The sequence below is a fragment of the Cohnella rhizosphaerae genome (assembly GCF_029525575.1).
Taxonomy (GTDB): Bacteria; Bacillota; Bacilli; order Paenibacillales; family Paenibacillaceae; genus Cohnella; species Cohnella rhizosphaerae.
In genome coordinates this window covers 1257511-1281556 of record NZ_JAPDIA010000008.1, presented here as the reverse complement: position 1 = coordinate 1281556, position 24046 = coordinate 1257511, and the positions used below count along the sequence as shown (strand labels likewise).

Sequence of the window (24046 nt, the reverse complement as noted above, 5' to 3'; positions counted from 1 at the left end):
TCTACCATCCGAGCATGGCGCAGATCAGAGTGAAGCGTCTGCTCGAGGGCGAAGGCGACGCGCTCGTCGAAGCGTCGGGCGTGAGGCGGGGCGACGTCGTCGTCGACTGCACCGCGGGCCTAGGCGCAGACGCGCTCGTCCTGTCCTTCGCCGCGGGCGAAGGCGGCAGCGTGACGGCCGTCGAGGCATCGCGCATTTTGTACGTCGTCGTCAGAGAAGGCATGAAGGCGTACCGCAGCGGCATGTCCGAACTCGACGAGGCGATGCGCAGGGTCAACGTGCTGCATGGCGAGCACTTGCAGGCGCTGCGCGGCATGCATGACCGCAGCGCGGACATCGTCTATTTCGACCCGATGTTCGCGAAGCCCGTCCTCGGTTCGGCCTCCTTGAGACCGCTACGGGCCTATGCGGAGGATCGGTCCCTCGCCGCCGAAGCGATCGCGGAGGCGCGGCGGGTTGCCCGCCGCGCCGTCGTGCTGAAGGACCACAGGACGAGCGGCGAATTCGAACGGCACGGATTCCGGCGGGTCCGGACTTCCTATTCGGCCGTGGACTATGGAGTGATCGCGTTTCAATGACAAACAACAAGCCCCCGTTGATCGCGCTCGTCGGGCCGACGGCCGTAGGCAAGACGGCGGCGAGCCTCGCGATCGCCAAGACGTTCGGTTGCGAGATTATCAGCGGCGATTCGATGCAGGTATACAGAGGGATGGATATCGGCACGGCCAAGCTGCCGCTTGCGGAGCGCGAGGGCGTGCCGCACCATCTGATCGACATCAAGGATCCGGCCGAACCGTTCTCGGCGGCGGACTTCCAGGCGGCCTGCGGAGAGGCGATCCGGGACATTCAGAGCCGCGGAAGCATTCCCTTCATCGTCGGCGGCACGGGACTGTACGTCGAGTCGGTCTGCTACGGGTTCGGGTTCCAGCCTTCGGGCAGCGATCCCGCCTTCCGCGCCGCGATGCAGGCGATCGCAGATTCGCAAGGGAGCGAAGAGCTGCACGCGAAGCTGGCCGCGGTCGATCCGGCTTCCGCGGCGAAGCTCCATCCGAACGACGTGCGGCGCGTCATCCGCGCGCTGGAGATTCAGCGGGCGACGGGACGACCGGCATCGGAGCAGCTCGGCGAAGCGCGCGGAGACCGCAAGGAGTCGCCTTACAACCTCGCGCTGATCGGTCTTCATATGGACCGGGCCAAGCTTTATTCCCGCATCGACGCGCGGGTCGAGGACATGCTCGCGCAAGGCCTTGAGGAAGAGGTGCGGAGCTTGCTGGCGGCAGGCCTGTCCGCTTCTTCCGTTTCCATGCAAGCGCTCGGCTACAAGGAGATGGTCGCCTACCTCGAAGGTCGTTCGTCTTACGACGAAGCGGTATCGATGCTCAAGCGGGACACGCGGCATTTCGCGAAACGGCAGCTCTCGTGGTTTCGCCACATGCAGGACCTGGTTTGGATCGATACGGACGGCGCAGCAAAAATCTCCGATCTTTATCCAACGATCTATGCTATAATAGCAGGAAAGTTAAAATGAGCTTTGAATATAATCTTACACATGAAATCAATGGCGATGGGGGATACCGGTAATGAACAAGTCCATAAACATCCAGGATACGTTTCTGAATCAATTGCGCAAGGATAGCGTGCCCGTCACCGTTTACTTGACTAACGGCTTTCAGATTCGCGGCGTCGTCCGCGCCTTCGACAACTTCACGATCGTCATCGACAGCGACGGCCGGCAGCAGATGGTGTACAAGCATGCCATCAGCACGTTCATGCCGCAGCGCAACATATCCTTGCAGCAGCAGGACAGCGGGGCCAACGCCTGACGCTACCGCGCGAAGCTCCGAACGAAACCTTTCACCCCCCCGTCAGCGTCTAATTGAATAGCCAGGCCACAGGGCAACCCAACACTTGGGTTGTTCTTCTTTTTGAGCGGGTATGGTATAGACAGAGAAAACGTACTGTGAAAAGGGGAGAAAAACCATTGGCTCAGTCCGCACCAAAACAATCCCGCAGCGGGAAAGGCGCCAGGCCGCCCCGCAAAAGCGGAGGCCGCAAAGTCGCTCTTATCTGGATCATCTGCTTCGCCGTGCTGGCCGTGCTGGCGGCGGCGGTCGCGTATCTGCTCGTCATCTTGAACGGCGAACGCATCTTGTCGGCCAATCTTAACAAGCTCGATCTCGACCGCTCGACGATCGTCGCCGATGCGAACGGCACCCAAATCGCCAAAATCTCGATTGCGGGCGGCAACCGCGAATACGTGCAATACAAGGATATTCCGCAAGCCGTGCGCGATGCGTTCGTGGCGGTCGAGGATAAACGGTTTTACGAGCACGGCGGCGTCGACCTGTTCGGCATCGGACGGGCGCTCGCCAAGGACGTCGTCGCCCGCAGCATGGTCGAAGGCGCCAGCACGATTACCCAGCAGCTCGCCCGGAACCTGTTCCTGAACGCGGACAAGACGTGGTTCCGCAAAGGCACGGAGGCGTCGATCGCCCTTGCGCTCGAGCGGCACAAGACGAAGGAAGAAATTCTTGAGCTGTACTTGAACCGGATCTATTTCGGCAACGGACAATACGGCATCAAGACGGCCGCGAAGTTTTACTTCGGCGTCGGCGATCTCGATCAACTGAAGACGTGGCAGATCGCTACGCTGGCCGCGATTCCGAAAGGTCCGAGCATATACAATCCCTACAAGCACCCGGACAACTCGATGGAGCGCCGCGCAGTCGTTCTGCGCCTGATGACGGATCAAGGTCTCATAACGGAGCAACAGAGAGCGGAAGCCGCGGCGATCGTCTACAAGCCGACGATGGCGATGACGAGCACGAGCAAGTTCGCCAGCTACACGGACTTTGCGATCGACGAAGCGCTGGAGAAGCTGAACTTGACGGAGGAAGAGCTGCTGTCGGGCGGCTATACGATTTACACGACGATCGATACGGCCGCCCAAAGCGCGATGGAGAGCGAATTTTCCAAGGACGCCAACTTCGAGAAAAGCGAGGACGACACGCCGATCCAGGGCGCGATGGTCATCATGGACCAGCACGACGGATCGCTAAAGGCGATGGTCGGCGGCCGCGATTACCAAAAGAGCGGCTTGAACCGCGTGGAAAGCAGACGCCAGCCGGGCTCCTCTTTCAAGCCGATCGTCTCGTACGGCCCGGCGCTCGAGACGGGCGATTATACGCCCGATTCGACGCTCCGGGACGACAAGATCTGTTACGGCAACGGGACGTACTGTCCGACGGACTCGAACGGGAAGAAGTACATCGGCGCCGTCTCGATGAAGGAAGCGATCCGCGAATCGCGCAATCAGCCCGCCGTCTGGCTGCTGAACGAGATCGGCCTGTCCACGGGCGTCAAGTTCGCAGGCAAGCTCGGCATCGAACTCGGCGACGAAGACAAGCACAACCTCGCCATCGCGCTCGGCGGATTGACGAACGGCGTGACCCCGGTCCAGATGGTCCGCGCCTACGGGACGTTCGCCAACGGCGGACAGCTGCAGGATGCGCACGCCGTGCTCAAGATTACCGATGCTTCCGGCAAGTCCGTATATACCTTCAAGGCGCCTGGCGACAACCAGGTGATCAAGCCGATGACCGCCTACTACGTGACCGAGATCATGAAAGGCGTCGTCAGCGGCGGCACGGGCACGAAGGCGCAGATCGGCGGCCGGACCGTCGCAGGCAAGACCGGCACGACGCAGCTCGGGCTCAAGGGCGCGAGCTCAAGCGGCAATCGCGACGTCTGGTTCGTCGGCTACACGCCTGAGTATACGGCGGCCGTCTGGATGGGCTACGACAAGACCGACAAAGACCATTACGTTAAAAAAAGCAGCGGCCAAGCTGCGGCCTTGTTCTCCAAGGTCATGAAGAAGGCGCTGGAAGGCAAGCCGAAGCAGTCGTTTCCCGTGCCGGATCAGGCGCAGGAGCAGCCGACCCCGACGCCTACCGCGGATCAGGCGATCACGGATTTGACCGGCGCGTATGATTCCGAGCAGGTTTCCGTGTCTTTGAATTGGACCGCAGTGCCGGGCGACGAGATCACGTACAAGATCTATCGCCAAGCAAGCGGCGAAAGTGCGTTCAAGCTGCTCGTCGAGTCGGTTACGCCGTCGGCCGAAGATCTGTCCATCCTGCCGGATACGACGTACACGTATTACGTGAAACCGTACGACCCGAGCACCGGCAAGGAGGGCGCCGAATCGAATCGCGTCGCCGTCGAGGTGACGAGCGAGCTGGAACCGACGCCGACGCCTACCCCGACGCCGACGCCGGACGCGCAGACTCAGCCGCCTTCTGAAGGTACGGAAGGTCCGGATGAAGGCAACCAGGGCGAGCCTACGCCGGAAGGCGGACAACCGACGCCGACGGAGACGTCGACGCCTTCCGCTATGCCGACGCCGACGCCTTCCGGTCAGCCGACGGAGTCGACTGGGCCGGTCGCCCGCGCGACAGCTTCGCCGGACGCACTGCCGACGAATACGACGGCGGGCGAACAAAAGGGCAAAAAAGGATAAAAAAGAACAAGAACGATACCGAGGTATCGGCCGGCGCGGCGACCGATGCCGCGGATCCGGTCGCTCCTTAGCCGGTACGACGAAGCACAGCAGAGACAGGCGCGAACGCGCTTGTCTTTTTTTCGTTTATTGTACAAAATAGGTTCATTGCGGAGAGAGAAAAAAGGCAGGAGGAAACAAGCGCGTGGAATGCAAAGCGATTACCGAACAAAGCGAGCTGAAGCAAGCCCTCGCCGTACGAATGGAAGTTTTCGTGCAGGAGCAAGGCGTTTCGCCCGAAGAGGAGGTCGACGAATACGACGCGTCTCCGTCCGCTTGCAGGCACTTTTTTAGTGACGGAAGGCGGCAGAGCCGTCGCCGCGGCTCGCTGGAAGACTTATGAACCCGGCGTGGCGAAGCTGCAGCGGATCGCCGTCAGGCGCCTTTACCGCGGCCGTTCGATCGGACGACTGATCGTGTCGGCCATGGAGCGGGATGCGGCGGCTTGCGGGTTCGCGCGCGTCATTTTGGACGCGCAGTGCAGCGCGGAGCCGTTCTACGCGAAGCTGGGTTACGCCACGATCTCGGCGGAGCCCTTTTACGACGCGGGCATTCTCCATGTCAGGATGAGCAAGGCGCTGCGTTAATTTTTCAAAAGGTCGGTACGCAACAGACGCTTGCCATGGCGAATCGAGCTAAACTGGTTCAAGAAGGCAAGTTGTGGTAAGCTTTGTGTAAACCTGATTATCGTGAACGAGAGAGGATTTATGAAGCGAAAATTTTCCGACCGGGCCAACTGGCGCCGCATCTTGAAAAAAAATTATGCATGCATTCCCATGGACGAGCCTTATTTCCGCGGGTTTGTGACGCTGTACCGGATTCAAGACCTGCGCGATCCGCTCTGGAAGGAGTACAACGGCAAGCGAATGTGCCTGGCGGACAAAGGGTATCTTTGGACGCAGCATTACCCGCGCGGCGAGCATTTCGTCGTGACGACGATGTTCGACCATCGCGGCCAGGTCGTGCAGTGGTACATCGATATTTGCAAGACGCAGGGCTTGACCGATCAGCAGGTTCCATGGTTCGACGACCTGTATCTCGACATCGTCGTACTCCCGACCGGCGAGACGTTGCTGCTGGACGAGGACGAGCTCGAAGAGGCGCTCGACGACGGGCATATTACGCCGCGCGATTCGGCGATGGCCCACCGGACGGCGCAGCGGCTGCTGTCTCTTATCCGTCAGAAGAAGTTCCCTTACTTCGATATGAGCCTGAAGCACCGCAAGCTTTTTCTGGAGCGTCTCGGCTGGGAGGGCGGCAATCCGTGAAGAGGGCGGCGAATGGCGCGCCGTTCGCGGCCGCGCCGGTCTTTCGGCCGCGCCGCAAGCGTCTTCGGGCGGTCGTCTATGTGATAAGCGCCGGCTTGCTGGCGCTTTTTGTTTGGTGCGGCGGTCTATTTTTCGTCATCGGGCGATTTGGCGGCGAACCGGCCGACGGGCTGCCGGCAACATCTGACGTCGGCATCGTGCTTGGCGCGTCCCTGTGGGACAACAAGCCGAGCCCGGGCTTGCGCGAGCGTCTGGATCAAGCATTGTCGCTTTATAAAGCGAACGTCTTTCGCCGATTGATCGTCACCGGCGGATTGGACGCCGGAGGCGCCGTGTTGACCGAAGCGGAAGGCATGCGCGATTATTTGCGGGAGCGTGGCGTTCCCGCTTCCGCGATCGTTATCGAACCGAGGGCGACCAGCACGTACGAAAACCTGAAATATTCGAAGGCGATCATGGATGCGCAAGGGTGGCGTACCGCGGTAATCGTCACCCACCAGTACCATGGCGCCAGGTCGCTCGACATTGCCGAAGCGCTCGGGTACGAGCGGCCACAGGTAAGCGTGACGGACTCGAAGGTGATGAACATGGCTTACCATCGGACGCGCGAAGTGCTGGCCTACACCAAGTGGCTGCTTCAGAAGTGGCTTTGATCCCGTGACGTCTGCATGATGGCTGCAAGGTCCGAATAGACTCATAGTGCGGCGTTCGCGCCGACTTTTTCGTCTGCGGGGTGTGCCAGTCATGAATGCAAGAGCGCAGGGCGAGCGGGATAGCGCCGCCGCGGCGAGACCCGCCAGGCAGATCAACGTCGTGCTCCGCAGTCAGGACGCCGCTTCCGGCGCCGCCGCATCCGGCTCAGAGGCGCTGGCTGCCGGCCGCGGCCTGCCGTCCTCGGGTCCCTGGGCTTTGTGGCAGCAGGAGCTGGAGCGCATGGTCGGACTCGACAACGTCAAGGAGCTCGTTTACGAGATATACGCGCTGCTTCAGATTGCCCAGTACCGAGGCGATGCGGGGCTTCATAGCCAGGCGCACGTATACCATATGATTTTCAGAGGCAATCCGGGCACGGGCAAGACGACGGTCGCCAGACTGCTCGCCAAACTCTTCCAGAGTATGGGCTTGCTCTCCAAAGGTCATCTGGTCGAGGTCGAACGCGCGGACCTGGTCGGCGAATATATCGGACATACCGCGCAGAAGACGCGGGACCTTGTGAAAAAGGCGCTCGGCGGCGTCCTGTTCGTCGACGAGGCCTATTCGCTTGCCCGGGGCGGAGAAAAGGACTTCGGCAAAGAAGCGATCGATACGCTCGTCAAGGCGATGGAAGACCATCGCAATCAGTTCGTGCTCATTTTGGCGGGGTACCCGCTGGAGATCGACATGTTCATGATGACGAACCCGGGATTGCCGTCCCGATTTCCGATTCAGATGGATTTTCCCGACTTCACCGTCGACCAGCTGCTTCAGATTGCCGAGGGAATGGCCCGGGAGCGCGACTATGTGCTCATGCCGCAAGCCGTCGCCAAGCTCAAGCAGAACGTGCTTCAGGAAAAAGAGGCGGCCGGGCATCCGTTCAGCAACGCCCGATATGTGCGCAATATGCTCGAACGCGCCATTCGCAACCAGGCGGTGCGTCTTCTTCAGCAATACCCGTCCGCATCGCCTTCCAGGCAGGAGCTGGTCGGCATTCGACCGGAGGATCTGAAGCCGCTGCCCGCGGCGGGGACGCAGGCGGGACCGGCGTTCGGCTGGGGCTTTAATTAACGTGCCTAGCGCTTCGTATTGCGGGTATAGTATAGGATGACGATTCCAAGCATGGGAGGCAGCCGATAAAGATGAAGCCTAATTCTTACGATACCGGTGCCGATCAAGGCGAGCGCGCGCTACTCGTTAGTTTGGTGACCGACGCCGTTCGTCAATCTGGCGCCGATCCGGCGCATTCGATGGATGAACTCGCGAACTTGGCCGACACGGCGGGCGTCGAAGTCGTCGGCCGAATGATGCAGAATCGGGACGTACCGGATACGCGATGGTTCGTCGGCAAGGGCAAAGCGCAGGAGCTCAAGGATAAAATCGCCGAAGAAGGGGCGACGACGGCAATCTTCGATCAGGAGCTGTCCGGCGTTCAGGTTCGCAATCTCGAGGAGGAGCTGGACGTCAAGATTATCGATCGCACCCAGCTCATCCTCGACATTTTCGCCGGCAGAGCGAAGACGCGAGAGGGCATTTTGCAGGTCGAGCTGGCACAGCTGTCGTACCTGCTGCCTAGACTGTCCGGACAGGGCAAAAATCTGTCACGGCTCGGCGGCGGCATCGGGACGCGGGGGCCGGGCGAGACGAAGCTCGAGACCGACCGCCGCCATATTCGCAACCGAATCTCCGAGCTGAAGCGTCAGCTCGAGGGCGTAACCGCGCACCGCAAGCTCCATCGCGAACGGCGCAAAAAGAACGGCGTCGTCCAGGTCGCGCTCGTCGGCTACACGAACGCCGGAAAATCGACGCTGCTGCGCCAGCTCACGAGCGCCGACGTGCTCGCGGAAAACAAGCTGTTCGCGACGCTCGATCCGACTTCCCGGGCGCTCGCGCTGCCCAGCGGCAAGGAAGTACTGCTCACCGATACGGTCGGCTTCATCCAGAACCTGCCGCACGATCTCGTGGCGGCGTTCCGGGCGACGCTCGAAGAGGTCAACGAGGCGGACCTGCTGCTGCATGTCGTGGACGCCTCTTCCCCGATGCGGGACCGGCAGCGCGCCGTCGTGGACGAAGTGCTGTCGGAGCTCGGGGCCGGCGGCCAGCCGACGCTGCTCGTGTACAACAAAATCGACGAATGTCCGCCGGCGGCGATCGGACTGCTCGCCGGCGGACCGGACGCGATGCGCGTCAGCGCGTTCAGCGCGCGGGATATGGAGACGCTTCTGCGCCGAATCGAGGACAAGCTGCTCGGCGACGTCCGAACGCTGTCGCTGCCCGCGGAACGCGGCGAGCTGGCCGCGCTTGCCTATCGGGTCGGCGAGGTGCTGGAGCAAGGCACGGACGAGGATCGTCTTTTACTTAAGCTTCGCATCAATCCGGCGGACCTGGAGAAGTTCGGAAGGCCGCTCGAAAATTATTTCGTAGAAAACGAAAACATGAATTCGGTCTGATCGAAAACGCAAACCGGTTCGGAAATGGGAGCAGGGAAACATGAAAGCTAACGAAGGCAACGACGATCAGCTATCCGAGCTGGAATGGCGGCGGCTGGCCGACAAAGCGGAGACGCTGGCGGCCGGTCGGTTCGCGGAGACGGACCGCGTAGCGGAACGGAACAACTGGAAGGTCATCCGTGCCTTCCGCAAACATAAAGTGAGCGATTACCATTTCGCTTCGTCGACGGGCTACGGCTACAACGACAGAGGACGCGAAGTGCTGGATCTCGTGTACGCGGACGTTTTCGGAGCGGAGGCCGCACTGGTGCGGCCTCATTTCGCGTCGGGCACGCATACGATATCGACGGCGTTGTTCGGCGTGCTGCGCCCGGGCGACGAGCTGCTCTTCGTGACCGGCGAGCCATACGACACGCTGCGCAAAGTCGTAGGCAAACCGGGAGACGGCATCGGCTCGCTGGCCGATTGGGGCATCGGCGCCAAGTCGATCCCGCTGCTGGCGGACGGCGGCGTAGACTTCGAAGCGGTCGCAGCGGCGGTCACGCCGCGCACGCGCGTGTTTGCGATCCAGCGATCCCGGGGCTACGAGTGGCGGTCTTCCTTTACGATCGACCGGATCGCGGAAATGGTGCGGCGATTGCGGCAGATCAAGCCCGACGCCGTCATTTTCGCCGACAACTGCTACGGCGAATTCACGGAGGAGCGGGAGCCCTGCGAGGTCGGCGTCGACCTGATCGCCGGCTCGCTCATTAAAAATCCGGGCGGCGGACTCGCCGCCAGCGGCGGCTATATCGCGGGCAAGCAGGAGCTCGTCGAACAGGCGGCCTTCCGCATGACCGCGCCGGGCATCGGCGCCGAAGTCGGCGCGATGCTCGGCACGACGCGGTCGATCTACCAGGGATTGTTCCTCGCGCCGCTGCTCGTCTCGCAGGCGGTTCGAGGCAGCATCTTCGCCGCGGCCGTGTTCGCGGAGCTCGGCTTCGAGACGAAGCCCGGCTGGGACGAGCCCCGTACCGACCTCATTCAAGCGATCGCCTTCGGTTCGGAGGCGCCGCTCGTCGCCTTCGTTCAAGCGGTGCAACGCGCGGCCGCGGTGGACGCCCATGTCGTCCCCGAGCCGTGGGACATGCCCGGCTACGAGCATCCGGTCATTATGGCGGCTGGAACCTTCATTCAAGGCGGGAGTCTGGAGCTGTCCGCGGACGCGCCGATTCGCGAGCCCTACATCGCCTATATGCAGGGCGGCTTGACCTATGCGCACGTCAAGCTGGCGGTGCGGGAAGCCTGGGAGACGCTGCGGGCTCGCGGCATGCTGGACGGGATGTCAGTTCGGCGAGATCAATAGCCGGGCCAGCCTTGCTGCCACGTATGCTCATTGGAATTAAACCTTACATTCCTTGACACGTTTTGCGGCCCGGGCTACAATGGAAGTGGTTGCAAAATTCCGCGCCGAGATGGAAGGTTGATACGATATGGCTGGCGACGAAATACGCAGAAATATGGCGCTGTTCCCGATTGGCATTGTCATGAAGCTGACCGATCTGACCGCCCGGCAAATACGATACTACGAACAACATGAATTGATTCAACCTGCCCGAACGGCGGGTAATCAGCGTCTGTTCTCGTTCAACGACGTCGAACGTCTGCTCGAGATCAAGGCGCTGATCGAGAAGGGCGTCAACATCGCAGGCATCAAGCAGGTGATGAATCCGGTCGGCGAGAGCGCGGACGACGCGACGATCATCAACGAGTTTTCCGAGGTCAAGCGCCGCGAGATGACCGAATCCCAGCTTCACCGCATGCTCAAGCAGCAGATCATGTCCGGCAACAAGCGTCCGGGCCAAGTATCGCTCATTCAAGGAGAGCTGTCCCGGTTTTACAAGAACAAGTAGCATGGTAGAAGCACGACACACAACGACCAATTCTAGGAGGCTGTCATGAGCTACTCGCGCGAGGATATCATTCGGATCGCCAAGGAAGAAAACGTTCGCTTCATCCGCCTTCAGTTTACCGATCTGATGGGCATCATCAAAAACGTGGAAATTCCCGTAAGCCAGCTCCCGAAAGCGTTGGACAACAAAATGATGTTCGACGGTTCCTCCATCGAAGGCTATGTACGGATCGAAGAATCCGACATGTACCTCTATCCGGACCTCGATACCTGGGTCGTCTTCCCTTGGGTGACGGAAGACCGCGTCGCGCGACTGATCTGCGACATCTATATGCCTGACGGTACGCCGTTCGCAGGCGATCCGCGCGGCATTTTAAAGCGTGCGCTTGAAGAGGCGGAGGAGCTTGGCTATACGTCGTTCAACGTCGGACCGGAACCCGAGTTTTTCCTTTTCCAGACCGACGAAAAGGGCAATCCGACGACCGAGCTCAACGACCAGGGCGGCTATTTCGATCTCGCCCCGACCGATCTCGGCGAGAATTGCCGCCGCGACATCGTGCTCATGCTCGAGGAGATGGGCTTCGAGATCGAAGCCTCTCACCACGAGGTCGCGCCCGGCCAGCATGAGATCGACTTCAAATACGCCCACGCCATCAAGGCGGCCGATCAGATTCAGACGTTCAAGCTCGTCGTCAAGACGATCGCGCGCAAGCACGGCCTGCACGCGACGTTCATGCCGAAGCCGCTGTACGGCATGAACGGCTCGGGCATGCACTGCCATCAATCGCTGTTCAAAGGCTCGGAAAACGCATTCTACGACGCGAACGATCGTCTGGGCCTCAGCACGGTGGCGCGCCACTACATGGCCGGCATTTTGCAGCATGCGCGGGGCATGGCCGCCATTACGAACCCGACCGTCAATTCGTTCAAGCGTCTCGTACCCGGCTACGAAGCGCCTTGCTATGTCGCCTGGTCGGCGAGCAATCGCAGCCCGATGATCCGCATCCCGGCATCGCGCGGACTTAGCACGCGCGTCGAAGTGCGCAATCCGGATCCGGCAGCCAACCCGTACTTGGCGCTCGCGGTCATGCTGAAGGCGGGACTCGACGGCATTCGCAACAAAACCGCGCTTCCGGCGCCTGTCGACCGCAACATCTACGTCATGAGCGACGAGGAGCGAATCGACGCCGGCATCCCGAGCCTGCCGCTTAACCTGCGCGAAGCGCTCTCCGAGATGCTGCGCGACGAAGTGGTTTGCGAAGCGCTCGGCGATCACGCGCTCACGCATTTCTACGAGATGAAGGAAATCGAATACGACATTTATCGCACCCAGGTTCACCAATGGGAGCGGGATCAATATTTGACGACCTATTGACAGGATAGTGCCAACCGAGCACTTCAGCCGATCTTTTACGAGATCGGCTTTTTATCTTTTCATTGCCCGGGAGCTTGGGTCGTAACGGCTAAGAAGGCTGGCAGGAGAGTTCTATCTTGAGAAGCCGGCAAAAAATGATGCGTTTGATCGTCGAGATCACGGCCTATACGCAACAGATCTACGAGTAAACGAAGGAACGATGACAAATGCGAAGACACGGCATCCGCCTTGCAGCGGGTGCCGTGTCTTTGTCAAGTAACTTAAGGTTGATTAACGAATGCTGCGGATTAAACCGATGACCTTGCCCAAAATGCTCACGTTGTTCAATCGCAGCGGCTCCATCGTGCTGTTCTCCGGCTGCAGACGGATGTGGTCGCGCTCCTTGTAGAACGTCTTGACCGTCGCCTCGTCCTCTTCGGTCATGGCGACGACGATATCGCCGTTCGTAGCGGTCTGCTGCTGGCGCACGATGACATAGTCGCCGCTGTGGATGCCGGCGTCGATCATGCTGTCCCCTCTGACCGAAAGCATGAATACCGTCTGCTCGCCGACCATCTGCGCGGGAAGCGGGAAATACTCCTCGATGTTCTCCGTCGCGGTGATCGGCACGCCCGCCGTGACCTTGCCGACGAGCGGAACGGAACGAACGGACTGCGCGAATTGGACGACCGGATCTTGTTCGCCGTCCGTAATCTCGATCGCGCGCGGTTTGGTCGGATCGCGGCGAATGAGGCCTTTCTTTTCAAGACGGTCGAGATGGCCGTGCACGGTAGAGCTCGACGCGAGCCCTACGGCTTCGCCGATCTCGCGCACGGAAGGGGGATAGCCCTTGTCCTTCACTTCGTTCTTAATAAATTCCAATATGGCGGATTGACGGTTGGACATCTTAGACACCACGAAGCCCTCCTACTGGCTGCAAAATTCATATGACAAATTATAACACAGAACCGGAGTTCGTACAAACATTCGTTCTTAGGGAACTTGTGTTCGCAAAACGCTTGACTCAAACATATGTTCGTGATAATCTCGTATCAGAACAAACGTTTGGGGTGGATGACATGGTACAAGTACAATTGCTCGGTTCGGAATCGCTGAAGTCGAATGAATTTACATATACGAACGGGAAGAGAGCGGCAGGCCGGGACACGCTAGCCGCCTCGCGAACCAAGCGCGCTACGGCGCGAATGATTCAATCTTTCGCTTCCTTCAAAGGACTGCGTCTGATTTTAATCCCGCTGCTCGCATTATTGATTTACGCAGGACTGTCCATGATGAGCGCGTCCGCCGAGCCCGAATCCGTGCGTCCGGCCGCGGCTTCCGAAGCGACCGTGACCGTCGACAGCGGTGATACCCTGTGGTCGATTGCCGAAGCTGTCAAGCCTGAAGGCATGAAGACGGTAGCCGCCGTTCACTTGATTATGAAGCGCAACGGGTTGACCTCATCGTCCATCGTCTCCGGCCAACGTTTGGTTCTCCCGGTCAAGCTTTCCGATTTGCGCGAGCGACAATGAAAAGGCTCATTTAATGGGTTCGCTATAGCATCTAATCTTGAATATGCGATGTTAATCGGCCGATGCAGATCGGCCTTTTTGCTTTACCCTCGCCTTGACATTCCCCTTGCGATATTGTCAAATGAGAAGAGGCAACGCGGGAGGTGACCCTATGGAATTCGACAAGCTGATCGCTCGAATCAACGAGTTGGCACATAAACACAAAACGACCGGATTAACCGAAGAAGAGTCCGTCGAGCGGCAGAAGCTGCGTCAGGTATATTTGGACAACTTCAAGCGTAATTTTAGGCAGCAGCTCGATCAGATCGAATGGACGGACGAACCTCCGGCGGATTCGATCAAGCATTGACGCGGCCAAGCCGCCGACATCGAATGCGAATATCGGTCTTCGTTGATCGAACGGTCTAATCCATGCGGCATCGGGGCAGAGGCCGGCCTAACCGCCGGCTTTGCCTATACATAGGAGGGTTTGCAGTGTCACGTTCATGGGAACGCGCCGTACAGCGCAATACGAAGGAAATCAACAAACGCCGCAAAAAAGAGGGTAAACAGGGTTTCTCCGCGCCCGCTGCCCAGATCGACCGTTTTAAAGGGCGGAGCTTTATTATGCCGTTTACGCTCGTGTTATTGATCGTGTTTTATATTTTGCTGTTCCAGCCATGGTCCGCGGACTTCAAGCAGAGCGCGGGCATGTTTTGGGCGACGGTCGGCTGTTACGTGCTCCTCGCCGTTTTCTATTTCCTGCGGAGGCCGTATTTGTCCGTCGCGAAGGACAGGCTGGAGACGCGCAAATTCGCGGGCTACAAGACGCTTAAGCCGCTTGAGGTGCGGAAAATCGTTCAGATGCCCGGCTATATCGTCATCGAGCCGGTCAAGGGCGGAAACTGGGTATTCTCCAAGCTGATGAACCGGTACCCGCTGGACGCGATGTCCGTGCGTCTCAAGGCGTATGCGAGCCAGCATCAGATCGAATGGGAGACGCGCGCCAAATAAAAAGGATTTAACTTAAATAAAGAACGATTGCATACGGGAGAGATGGACGGGAATGAAGATTCAGGCGGTTATGTTCGATTTGGACGATACGCTGCTATGGGACGACCGCAGCGTGAAGCAAGCTTTTGAAGCGACCTGCGAGCTGGCGTCGAAGGAAGCCGGCATCGATCCGTCTGCTTTGGAAGAAGCCGTACGACGCGAAGCGCGCGCGCTTTACGAGACTTACGAGACGTATTCTTTCACGCAAATGATCGGGATCAACCCCTTTGAAGGGCTGTGGGGAAACTTCAAGGCCGGAGACCATCCGATGTTCAGAAGGATGGAGGCTATCGTGCCCGATTACCGGCGGGAAGCCTGGACGCGCGGACTCAAGGCGCTCGGCGTGGACGATCCGGCGCTCGGCGCCAGGCTTGCGGAGCAATTCCCGGCCCATCGCCGCAAGCTGCCGCTTGCCTACGAGGAGACGTTCGAGGTGCTGGACGCGCTCAAGGGGGAAGTACAAGCTGCTGCTATTGACGAACGGGTCTCCCGATCTGCAGGAGGAGAAGCTCGCGATGACGCCAGAGCTTATCCCTTACTTCGACGAGATCGTCATCTCGGGGCAGTTCGGAGAAGGCAAGCCGTCGCCGAGACTGTTCGCGCATGCGCTCGAACGCCTCGGTCTTGAGGCGAGCGATAGCGTCATGGTCGGCGACAAGCTCACGACCGACATCAAGGGCGCCAACGGCGTCGGGATGATCTCGATCTGGATCAACCGGCACGGCGCCGTGCGCGGCGACGAGATCGTGCCGAGCTACGAGATCGCAAGCCTCGCCGAACTGGAGCCGCTGCTGAACAAGCTGGCCGCGGTATGACAAAAACGCCGTATCCCCGGGAATGGGATACGGCGCTTTTTTTATTCCGATAGAAACGAATTACTTGACGAACGCAGGGTCCTCGTAAGGATGCGCGATCCAGCCTTCGGTCTCGATGAACAGGCGGACGGCGACGACCTTCTTGGACTCGGTGAGCGTAAAGAAGTGAACGCTGCCTTCCGGTACGGAGATTACGTCGCCGGCGCTCAGGATAACGTCGAAGTATCCGGTCGCTTCGTCGCCGCGGATGATGAAGATGCCTTCGCCCGCCGTGATCGCCCGGACTTCGTCCTCGGTATGCGTATGGATCTGCTCGAACTTCTTCAGCAGCTCTTCGATGTTCGGCGTAGACTCGGACAATACGACGATGTCCCAGGTCTTGTAGCCGCGGCGGCCGGCCAGGTCGCGAATCTCGGCGTCGAAGGTCGACAGAATCTCGGCTTTGTCCTCGGCGCTCAGGTCGAAGTTCTCTTGCAGACGCTCAGGCAGCTTGGACGGGTTCCAGTGCTCGTAAAGCACGCCTTGCTTGTCGAGAAAGGACCTGACGTTGTCTTCGCCTTCGATCAGTTCGTTCGTATTGCGGACGCGAACTTTTGCCATTCTTTATTCCTTCTTTCCCACTATGAATTTAAGTATTTGTTGATTAAATTATAATCGCTGCCATGCCTTTTGTCGACATATCCAACCTGATCTTTTCGTGAATAAAACATTCTGCTACTATAGAGGTTAATGATTTTACCTATGAAGTTACCCGGAAAAGGATGATACGTCTAAATATGACTTTAACCGATAAGAAAGCCCCTTTGCAAGAGCAACTGAAGAAGCGGATTCTCATTCTCGACGGCGCGATGGGCACGATGATCCAGCAGGCGAACCTGACGGCGGAAGATTTCGGAGGCGAGGAGCTCGAGGGCTGCAACGAAATGCTCGTGCTGACCCGTCCCGACGTCATTCGCGACATTCACGAACAGTATCTCGCGGCGGGATCCGACATCATCGAGACGAATACGTTCGGCTCGACGTCCGTCGTGCTGGCCGAATACGACATCCCTGAAAAAGCGAGAGAGATCAATCTGGCCGCGGCGAAGCTCGCCCGCGAAGCTTGCGACAAGTATTCGACGCCGGACAAGCCGCGTTATGCGGCCGGCGCGCTGGGTCCGACGACCAAGACGCTGTCGGTCACGGGCGGCGTGACGTTCGATCAGCTTGTCGAGGATTACCGCGAACAGGTCGTCGCGCTCATGGAAGGCGGCGTGGACGCCATTCTGATCGAGACTTGCCAGGACACGCTTAACGTCAAGGCGGCGAGTATCGGCGTCCGGGCGGCTTTCGAGCGGATGGGACGGACGCTGCCGATCATGATCAGCGGCACGATCGAGCCGATGGGCACGACGCTGGCCGGGCAGAACATCGAATCGTTTTACGTCTCGCTGGAGCACTTGAATCCGGTCTCGTTCGGACTGAATTGCGCGACGGGGCCCGAGTTCATGCGCGATCATATCCGTACGCTATCCGCGATCGCAAAGTCCGGGGTGAGCTGCTACCCGAATGCCGGTCTGCCGGACGAGAACGGACATTATCACGAATCGCCCGAATCGCTGGCGCGCAAACTGCGCGCCTTCGCCGAACAGGGCTGGATCAACATCGCGGGCGGCTGCTGCGGGACGACGCCGGCTCACATCAAGGCGATCTCGGAGGCGATGACGGGCGTCGCGCCGCGCGCACAGAACGGGGAGCATCCGCCTGCCGTATCCGGTATCGAGACCGTCTACATCGAGAGCGAAAACCGTCCTTACATGGTAGGCGAGCGTACGAATGTGCTCGGTTCCCGCAAGTTCAAGCGGCTCATCGCGGAAGGCAAGTACGAGGAAGCGTCGGAGATCGCGCGCGCCCAGGTGAAGAGCGGCGCGCATGTCATCGACGTCTGCCTCCAGGACCCCGATCGCGACGAGACCGAGGACATGAAGAAGTTTCTCGACTTCGTCACGAAAAAGGTCAAGGCGCCGCTCATGGTCGACACGACCGATCCGGCCGTCATCGACATGTCGCTGAAGTATATCCAGGGCAAAACATTAATTAACTCCATTAATCTTGAGGACGGCGAGGAGAAATTCGAAAAGGTCGTGCCGATTCTTCACAAATACGGCGCGGCCGTCGTCGTTGGCACGATCGACGAGCGCGGACAGGCGATCACCCGGGAAGACAAGCTCGAGGTGGCGATCCGTTCGCACGACCTGCTGGTGAACAAGTACGGCTTGCAGGCCGAGGATCTCATTTTCGACGCGCTTGTCTTTCCCGTCGGGACCGGGGACGAACAGTATATCGGCTCCGCCAAGGAGACGATCGAAGGTATCCGGCTCATCAAGGAACGGCTGCCGAAGTGCCAGACAATTCTTGGCGTCAGCAACATCTCGTTCGGGCTTCCCGAAGCGGGCCGCGAGGTGCTGAACTCCGTGTTCCTCTACGAGTGCACGAAGGCCGGGCTCGACTACGCGATCGTCAACACGGAAAAGCTCGAGCGCTACGCGTCCATCCCCGAGCACGAACGCCGTCTCGCCGAGGAGCTGCTCTACAACACGAACGACGAGACGCTTGCCGAATTCGTCGCCGCTTTCCGGGACAAGAAGGTGGAGAAAAAGGTCAAGGCCGAAAACCTGCCGCTCGAGGACCGTCTCGCCGGCTATGTCGTCGAAGGCAGCAAGGAAGGCCTGCACGCCGATCTCGACGAAGCGCTGACGAAGTACGCGCCGCTCGACATCATCAACGGTCCGCTTATGGCAGGCATGTCCGAGGTCGGGCGCCTGTTCAACAACAACGAGCTGATCGTCGCGGAGGTGCTGCAGAGCGCGGAGGTCATGAAGGCGTCGGTGGCGCATCTGGAGCCGCACATGGAAAAAGCCGACTCGGCCGTGAAGGGTAAGATCATGCTTGCGACAGTCAAGGGCGACGTTCACGATATCGGCAAAAATCTCGTCGAGATCATTTTATCGAACAACGGCTACAAGATCGTCAACCTCGGCATCAAGGTGCCGCCGGATCAGCTGATCGCCGCTTACCGCGAAGAGAAGCCGGACGCGATCGGGCTGTCGGGCCTGCTCGTCAAGAGCGCCCAGCAGATGGTGCTGACCGCGCAGGACTTGAAAAGCGCAGGCATCGACGCCCCGATCCTCGTCGGCGGCGCGGCGCTGACGCGCAAGTTCACGAAGACGCGGATCGCGCCCGAATACGACGGCGTCGTGCTGTACGCCAAGGATGCGATGGACGGCCTCGACATCGCCAACAAGCTGAGCGATCCCGCGCAGCGCGCCGCGATCGAGCAAGAGCACCGGACCGCGCTCGCCACGCTCGAGCGCGAGGAGGAGAAGCCTGCGATGCCCGCGCCGACGCGCGCCCGCAGCGCCAGCGTGTCGCCGGACGCGCCCGCGTTCGCGCCGCCGGACTACGATCGCCACGTGCTGCGCGATTATCCGCTCGCGCACGTGCTGCCTTACGTGAACCTGCAAATGCTGATGGGTCACCATCTCGGTCTCAAAGGCAACGTCGAGGAGCTGCTCAAGGCGGGGGACGAGCGCACGACGCAAGCTGAAAGAGACGATCGACGGCATTATGGCCGACGCGCAGACGAACGGCTGGCTGAAGCCGCAGGCGATGTACCGCTTTTTCCCGGCGCAGGGAGACGGCAACGACATTTTGATTTACGATCCGGCAGATCGCAAGACGGTGATCAAGAAGTTCACGTTTCCGCGGCAGGCGGTGGAGCCGTTCCTGTGTCTGGCGGACTTCCTGAAGCCCGTGGACAGCGGCATCATGGATACGGTAGGCTTCCTCGTCGTGACGGCGGGCAACGGTACGCGCGAGCAGGCCGAGAAGTGGAAGGAGAGCGGCGACTACCTGCGCTCGCATGCGCTGCTCGCGACCGCGCTCGAGGTGGCTGAAGGCATGGCGGAGCGGGTGCACCAGATCATGCGCGACAACTGGGGCTTCCCGGACCCGGCCGACATGACGATGAAGCAGCGGTTCGGCGCCAGGTACCAGGGTATCCGCGTGTCGTTCGGCTATCCGGCTTGCCCGGATCTCGAAGATCAGGGTCCGCTGTTCGAACTGATGAAGCCGGAGGACATCGGCGTTCAGCTGACGGAAGGCTTCATGATGGAGCCGGAAGCGTCGGTGTCCGCGATGGTGTTCGCGCATCCGGACGCCAGGTACTTTAACGTGGATAAGGCGTGAGGCATTAACGATACAGGCTGCACAGAAGGCCGTCCTTTCGCGCAAGCGACCGGGCGGCTCTTTGCCGCGCCCGCAAAGGCGGGAAATGAAGATGATCATTTCCCCGGAAAGCGCAGGATGCGACAATGAGTAACGCCAATCGCCCGTTCGATCGCCGGTTTTTCGACCGCACTCAGCTGATGGCGCTTTCATTCGACAGTATTATCGCAATTGCGCGACAATTCAAATAAATAAATGCTGTTTCCACGCTCCGGTCATTTCCCGATCGCACGAGACCGGACATGTAATTCTCGCATCGACGATCAAGCCGTTGCCGTACGAACGTACATTCTGTACAATGAAGAATACAGAATGCAACGATACGGATTAAGAATGGAGCGATGCGGCATGAACCCTTTGACGGGAAAAGCGGCGACGATGGAGGAATGGCTGGCGCATTTGAAGCTGAACCGGGAGATCATGGAAAACGTGACCTACTGGCATACGCAGGCTGCCCGACCCGCGCGAACCGCGCCCTTTCCGCCCGAGCTCGATCCGAGGCTGTCCGGCGCGCTCGGCGCAAGGGGCGTCGCATCGCTTTACACCCATCAATCGGCCGCTTTCGAAGCGGTCCGCGCAGGCCGCCACGTCGTGACCGTCACGCCGACGGCGTCGGGCAAGACGCTCTGCTACAATCTGCCGGTGCTGCAGCGGCTGTTGACCGATCCGAGCGCGAGGGCGCTTTATTTGTTCCCGACGAAGGCGCTCGCCCAGGACCAGGTGGCCGAGCTGCAGGAGCTGGCCGACGCGATGGACGTCGACATCAAGACGCATACGTACGACGGCGATACGCCGCCGACCGTCCGACAGGTCATTCGCAACGCCGGCCATATCGTCGTGACGAACCCGGATATGCTCCATTCGGCCATCCTGCCGCATCATACGAAGTGGGTCAAGCTGTTCGAAAATTTGAAATACATCGTCATCGACGAGCTGCACGCCTATCGCGGCGTCTTCGGCAGCCATGTGGCCAACGTCATTCGCAGACTGAAGCGGATTTGCCGTTTTTACGGCAGCGCGCCGCAGTTTTTGTGCGCGTCCGCGACGATCGCCAATCCCCCGCGAGCACGCCGAGCGGCTCATCGAGGAGCCGTTCGCGCTCGTCGACGACAACGGCGCGCCGGCCGGGGAGAAGCACCTCGTTTTTTACAATCCGCCCGTCGTCAACCGGCAGCTCGGCATTCGCCGATCGAGCGTGCTGGAGTCGCAGAAGCTGGCGGCGCTGCTGCTTAGAAGCGGCATTCAGACGATCGTGTTCGCGCGCAGCCGGGTCCGCGTCGAGATCTTGCTCACCTACCTTCAGGAGCTGACTAAGCGGGAGTTCGGGCCCAAATCGATTCGCGGCTACCGGGGCGGCTACTTGCCGAAGCTGCGGCGGGAGATCGAGAAGGGGCTCCGCAGCGGCGAGATTCGCGGCGTCGTCAGCACGAACGCGCTTGAGCTCGGCATCGACATCGGCCAACTGCAAGCCTGCGTGCTGAACGGGTATCCCGGCTCGATCGCAAGCACCTGGCAGCAGTCCGGACGGGCGGGACGGCGGCACGGCAGCTCGGTGACGTTTCTCGTCGCCAGCAGCAATCCGCTCGACCAGTACCTGATCCAGCATCCGGATTATTTTCTCGGACGTCCGCCGGAGGAAGCGCGCATCCACCCGGACAATCTGCTTATTTTGCTCGACCACATCAAGTGCGCCGCCTATGAATTGCCGTTCGAGGCGGGAGATACGTTCGGCGGGGAGAAGCTCGTCGACCTGCTCGAGTTTCTCGCGGAGGAGAAGGTGCTCCACGAAAATGCAGGCCGCTGGTACTGGATGGAGCAGGCGTTCCCGGCGCACGGCATCTCGCTGCGCTCCGCGGCGCAGGAGAACTTCGTCATCATCGACATGACGGAGGGCCATCGCGTGCTCGGCGAGGTCGACCGCTTCGGCGCGCCGACGCTCATCCACGAGGAAGCGATCTATTTGCACGAGGGCGTCCAATACCAGGTCGAGAAGCTTGATTATCCGGAAAAAAAAGCTTATGTGCGCGAAGTGAACGTGGACTACTTCACGGATGCGAGTCTTGCGGTCGAGCTGAAGGTGTTGCACGTGGACAAGGAGCGCGAATCGCCGGGCGGGGCCATCGTTCGGCAATACGGCGAGCTGATGGTGACGGCCAAGCCGACGATTTTCAAAAAAGATGCGGCTTCGGACGCACGAGAACATCGGTTCCGGTCCGATCCACCTGCCGGAAGAGGAGCTGCACACGAGCGGCTACTGGTTCTCCTTTTCCGAGGAGGCCGCAGCGGCCCGCAGCGCGAACGATATGCAGTCCGCCCTGCTCGGGCTCGCCAACGTGCTCGTCCATCTGGCGCCGCTGCATCTGATGTGCGATCCGATGGACATCTGCGTCGTGCCGCAGGTGAAGGCCGTGCACACGAAGCAGCCGACGATCTACTTTTACGACAGGTATCCGGGCGGCATCGGCCTCAGTCAGCGCTTGTACGAGAAGCACGACGAGCTGCTCGCCGAAGCCGGGCGGCTCATCGAAGGATGCGGCTGCCTGAGCGGCTGTCCCGCCTGCGTCGGACCGATCGAGGAAGTCGGACTGCTCGGCAAAGACCTGGCGCTCGGGCTGCTGCAAAGAACGGCAGGTGCGGCAGGATGAGCAGCCTTCGCGACCGGTTGACCCGGCTGCGAGCCCATTCGGCTTCGGCCAGGACGACGGAAGAAGCGTTGTCCCCGGGCGCTGCGGCCGAGCCGGCAGGCTCGGAGGACGCCACGGCTGCAAAGGGATGCGATCGGGCGGAAGCTGTCCGGGCGGGCGATCGGGCCGGCATCCATGCGTCCGACGGCAGCGAGGGCGCTGGAACCGGATCAGGATCCGGAGAGAAAGGCGGACCTTTTCGCGGACTTCATCCCGCGCTAACCGCGCTTAACGTCGAGGAGATTGCCGGCGAGTTCGGCCGCTTTTTGCGCCGCCGCGCGGTATATCCGCTCGAGCATCGGCACGGGCATTACGTGCTGACCGAGCTGATGTCCTGCGCCGTTAAGCTGAAGCCGATCGCGGCGCGGCAGAACAGGAAGCGAGGCCGTCAAGCGGCGGACGTTTCATCCGAATCGCCGGACATCGAAGCGCAGCGGCTGCTCTTTCTCGACACCGAGACGACGGGACTCGGCGTCGGCACGGGCAATTTGCCATTTATGATCGGGTTCGGGTACGCGGACGGCGCCGCGGGGACGTTTACGGTGGAGCAGCTGCTCATCCGGCATCCGGGCGAGGAGCGGGCGATGCTGGCTTATCTGCTCGGCAAGTTCGCCGGCGTCACGCACCTGGTCACTTATAACGGCAGGTCTTTCGACTGGCCGGTGCTGACGAGCCGCTTCGTGCTGAACGGCTGGCGGCCGAGCGGCGTGGAGCCGGGACATCTCGACTTTTTGCACCCCTCCCGCGCACTATGGAAAAACACGCTGCCGTCCTGCCGGCTGAGCCGGATCGAGGAAGATCGGCTCGGCATCTTGCGCGGCGAGGACGTGCCCGGTTCGCTCGCGCCGGAACTGTACATGAAATATTTGAGCGACGGCGACGCCTCCCATCTCCGGGGCGTCTACATTCACAACGAGCGGGATATTTTGACGCTCGCCAGCCTGGCCGTCCATTTCGGCGGCGTGCTCGAGGGACGGCTCGGCGCCGATTGGGCGCTGCCCAAGGAGCCCGAGGAGCTGTTTCGGACGGCTGCCTGGCTCGCCGAGCACGGGGGAGAGCGGCACGCTGAGCGTCTGTTCGCGGCACTGTGCGCGGAAGGCACGCCCGGCGGCCGTTGGCTGCTGCCGGCCGCCGCGCGCCTGAAGCGGCTCGGCCGGCACGAAGAGGCGGCCGAGCTGTGGGAACGGGCCGCGAGCCTCGCCGAATCGCGGCTGCTGCCTTCCGCGGAAGCGCATATCGAGCTGTCGATGCATTACGAGCACCGCCGTAGGGAGCCGGCCGCGGCGCTCGAATACGCGTCGCGCGCGCTTGAGCTCCTGCAGCGACGGACGACGCTTAGGCAGAGCGACCGCGCGCGGGCGGAGCTCGACGCGATCAGGCACCGGATGGCGCGGCTTCGACGCAAGCTCGAGGCGGCAGGAAGGCCCGGTTGATTTTTGCCGCGCCCGGCTGTCGCTTCTTTTCATGTCGAATGGTTGCAGAGTACTCCACAAAAGGGTATTG

General features: G+C 60.5%; 19 protein-coding genes and 4 pseudogenes. 21 read left to right on the top strand and 2 right to left on the bottom strand.

Features of this window, described 5'->3' with window-relative positions; genetic code table 11:
• The first annotated feature begins 14 nt into the window (after positions 1–14).
• The 13 genes and pseudogenes from OMP40_RS29550 (at position 15) to glnA (ending at position 12235) form a co-directional block, all read left to right on the top strand.
• Complete coding sequence (locus OMP40_RS29550) at positions 15–578, top strand: class I SAM-dependent methyltransferase (RefSeq protein ID WP_277536700.1); 564 nt, start codon at positions 15–17, stop codon at positions 576–578.
• The gene (miaA, locus tag OMP40_RS29545) at positions 575–1528 is read left to right on the top strand and encodes a tRNA (adenosine(37)-N6)-dimethylallyltransferase MiaA (RefSeq protein ID WP_277536698.1); all 954 of its coding nucleotides are present in this window, start codon (positions 575–577) and stop codon (positions 1526–1528) included. The genes OMP40_RS29550 and miaA overlap by 4 nt, the downstream gene beginning before the upstream one ends.
• A 52-nt stretch (positions 1529–1580) precedes the next feature.
• Positions 1581–1823 (top strand): RNA chaperone Hfq, encoded by a 243-nt coding sequence (hfq, locus tag OMP40_RS29540; protein ID WP_277536695.1) that lies wholly within the window; start codon positions 1581–1583, stop codon positions 1821–1823.
• Between the two features lie 158 nt (positions 1824–1981).
• Entirely contained in the window at positions 1982–4519 is a 2538-nt protein-coding gene (locus tag OMP40_RS29535) for a PBP1A family penicillin-binding protein (RefSeq protein ID WP_277536693.1), read from the top strand.
• 184 nt (positions 4520–4703) lie between these two features.
• On the top strand, positions 4704–4901 hold the full coding sequence (locus tag OMP40_RS40605; RefSeq protein WP_338131265.1) for a GNAT family N-acetyltransferase: 198 nt from the start codon (positions 4704–4706) through the stop codon (positions 4899–4901).
• Positions 4831–5145, top strand: a pseudogene (locus OMP40_RS29530) (GNAT family N-acetyltransferase); the annotation flags it as partial. The gene OMP40_RS40605 and the pseudogene OMP40_RS29530, both read left to right, overlap by 71 nt.
• A gap of 120 nt (positions 5146–5265) precedes the next feature.
• Complete coding sequence (locus OMP40_RS29525; RefSeq protein ID WP_277536691.1) at positions 5266–5826, top strand: ribonuclease FAU-1 family protein; 561 nt, start codon at positions 5266–5268, stop codon at positions 5824–5826.
• Positions 5823–6479 (top strand): YdcF family protein, encoded by a 657-nt coding sequence (locus tag OMP40_RS29520; protein ID WP_277536688.1) that lies wholly within the window; start codon positions 5823–5825, stop codon positions 6477–6479. Before OMP40_RS29525 ends, OMP40_RS29520 begins: the two co-directional genes overlap by 4 nt.
• A gap of 91 nt (positions 6480–6570) precedes the next feature.
• Complete coding sequence (locus tag OMP40_RS29515) at positions 6571–7590, top strand: AAA family ATPase (protein ID WP_277536685.1); 1020 nt, start codon at positions 6571–6573, stop codon at positions 7588–7590.
• A 71-nt stretch (positions 7591–7661) separates the two neighbouring features.
• The gene (gene hflX / locus OMP40_RS29510) at positions 7662–8969 is read left to right on the top strand and encodes a GTPase HflX (RefSeq protein WP_277536683.1); all 1308 of its coding nucleotides are present in this window, start codon (positions 7662–7664) and stop codon (positions 8967–8969) included.
• A 40-nt stretch (positions 8970–9009) separates the two neighbouring features.
• Positions 9010–10314 (top strand): methionine gamma-lyase family protein, encoded by a 1305-nt coding sequence (locus OMP40_RS29505; protein WP_277536681.1) that lies wholly within the window; start codon positions 9010–9012, stop codon positions 10312–10314.
• 127 nt (positions 10315–10441) lie between these two features.
• Complete coding sequence (locus OMP40_RS29500; protein ID WP_217594330.1) at positions 10442–10861, top strand: MerR family transcriptional regulator; 420 nt, start codon at positions 10442–10444, stop codon at positions 10859–10861.
• A gap of 45 nt (positions 10862–10906) precedes the next feature.
• Positions 10907–12235 carry a type I glutamate--ammonia ligase gene (gene glnA / locus OMP40_RS29495; RefSeq protein WP_277536679.1) on the top strand — a complete coding sequence of 443 codons (1329 nt, stop codon included), beginning with the start codon at positions 10907–10909 and terminating at the stop codon, positions 12233–12235.
• A gap of 270 nt (positions 12236–12505) precedes the next feature.
• On the opposite strand, the gene lexA is transcribed toward glnA, so the two are convergent.
• Positions 12506–13129, bottom strand: coding sequence for a transcriptional repressor LexA (gene lexA, locus OMP40_RS29490; RefSeq protein WP_217594333.1), 624 nt, complete (start codon positions 13127–13129; stop codon positions 12506–12508).
• A 32-nt stretch (positions 13130–13161) separates the two neighbouring features.
• On the opposite strand from lexA, the gene OMP40_RS29485 reads away from it, so the two are divergent.
• The 4 genes and pseudogenes from OMP40_RS29485 to OMP40_RS29470 all read left to right on the top strand — a co-directional run bounded on the left by OMP40_RS29485 (position 13162) and on the right by OMP40_RS29470 (position 15593).
• A complete protein-coding gene (locus OMP40_RS29485; protein WP_277536677.1) occupies positions 13162–13746 on the top strand; it encodes a LysM peptidoglycan-binding domain-containing protein in 585 nt (194 codons plus the stop codon).
• 151 nt (positions 13747–13897) lie between these two features.
• Positions 13898–14095: a DUF896 domain-containing protein gene (locus OMP40_RS29480; protein ID WP_277536675.1), complete on the top strand. Its 198-nt coding sequence runs from the start codon at positions 13898–13900 to the stop codon at positions 14093–14095.
• A gap of 125 nt (positions 14096–14220) precedes the next feature.
• Positions 14221–14739, top strand: a complete 519-nt coding sequence (locus OMP40_RS29475; protein WP_277536674.1) for a hypothetical protein — start codon at positions 14221–14223, stop codon at positions 14737–14739.
• A gap of 52 nt (positions 14740–14791) precedes the next feature.
• Positions 14792–15593 (top strand): annotated as a pseudogene (locus OMP40_RS29470) (HAD family hydrolase).
• Between the two features lie 60 nt (positions 15594–15653).
• On the opposite strand, the gene OMP40_RS29465 reads toward OMP40_RS29470, so the two are convergent.
• A complete protein-coding gene (locus OMP40_RS29465; RefSeq protein ID WP_217594338.1) occupies positions 15654–16193 on the bottom strand; it encodes a cupin domain-containing protein in 540 nt (179 codons plus the stop codon).
• A 161-nt stretch (positions 16194–16354) separates the two neighbouring features.
• Between OMP40_RS29465 and metH the strand changes: the two are divergent.
• The 4 genes and pseudogenes from metH to OMP40_RS29445 form a co-directional block, all read left to right on the top strand.
• Positions 16355–19204, top strand: a pseudogene (gene metH / locus OMP40_RS29460) (methionine synthase); the annotation flags it as partial.
• Positions 19200–19820, top strand: a complete 621-nt coding sequence (locus OMP40_RS29455; protein WP_277536672.1) for a vitamin B12 dependent-methionine synthase activation domain-containing protein — start codon at positions 19200–19202, stop codon at positions 19818–19820. The pseudogene metH and the gene OMP40_RS29455, both read left to right, overlap by 5 nt.
• A gap of 387 nt (positions 19821–20207) precedes the next feature.
• Positions 20208–22504: pseudogene (locus tag OMP40_RS29450) on the top strand (DEAD/DEAH box helicase).
• Positions 22390–23976 (top strand): ribonuclease H-like domain-containing protein, encoded by a 1587-nt coding sequence (locus tag OMP40_RS29445; RefSeq protein ID WP_338131264.1) that lies wholly within the window; start codon positions 22390–22392, stop codon positions 23974–23976. The pseudogene OMP40_RS29450 and the gene OMP40_RS29445 overlap by 115 nt, the downstream one beginning before the upstream one ends.
• Positions 23977–24046 lie beyond the last annotated feature (70 nt).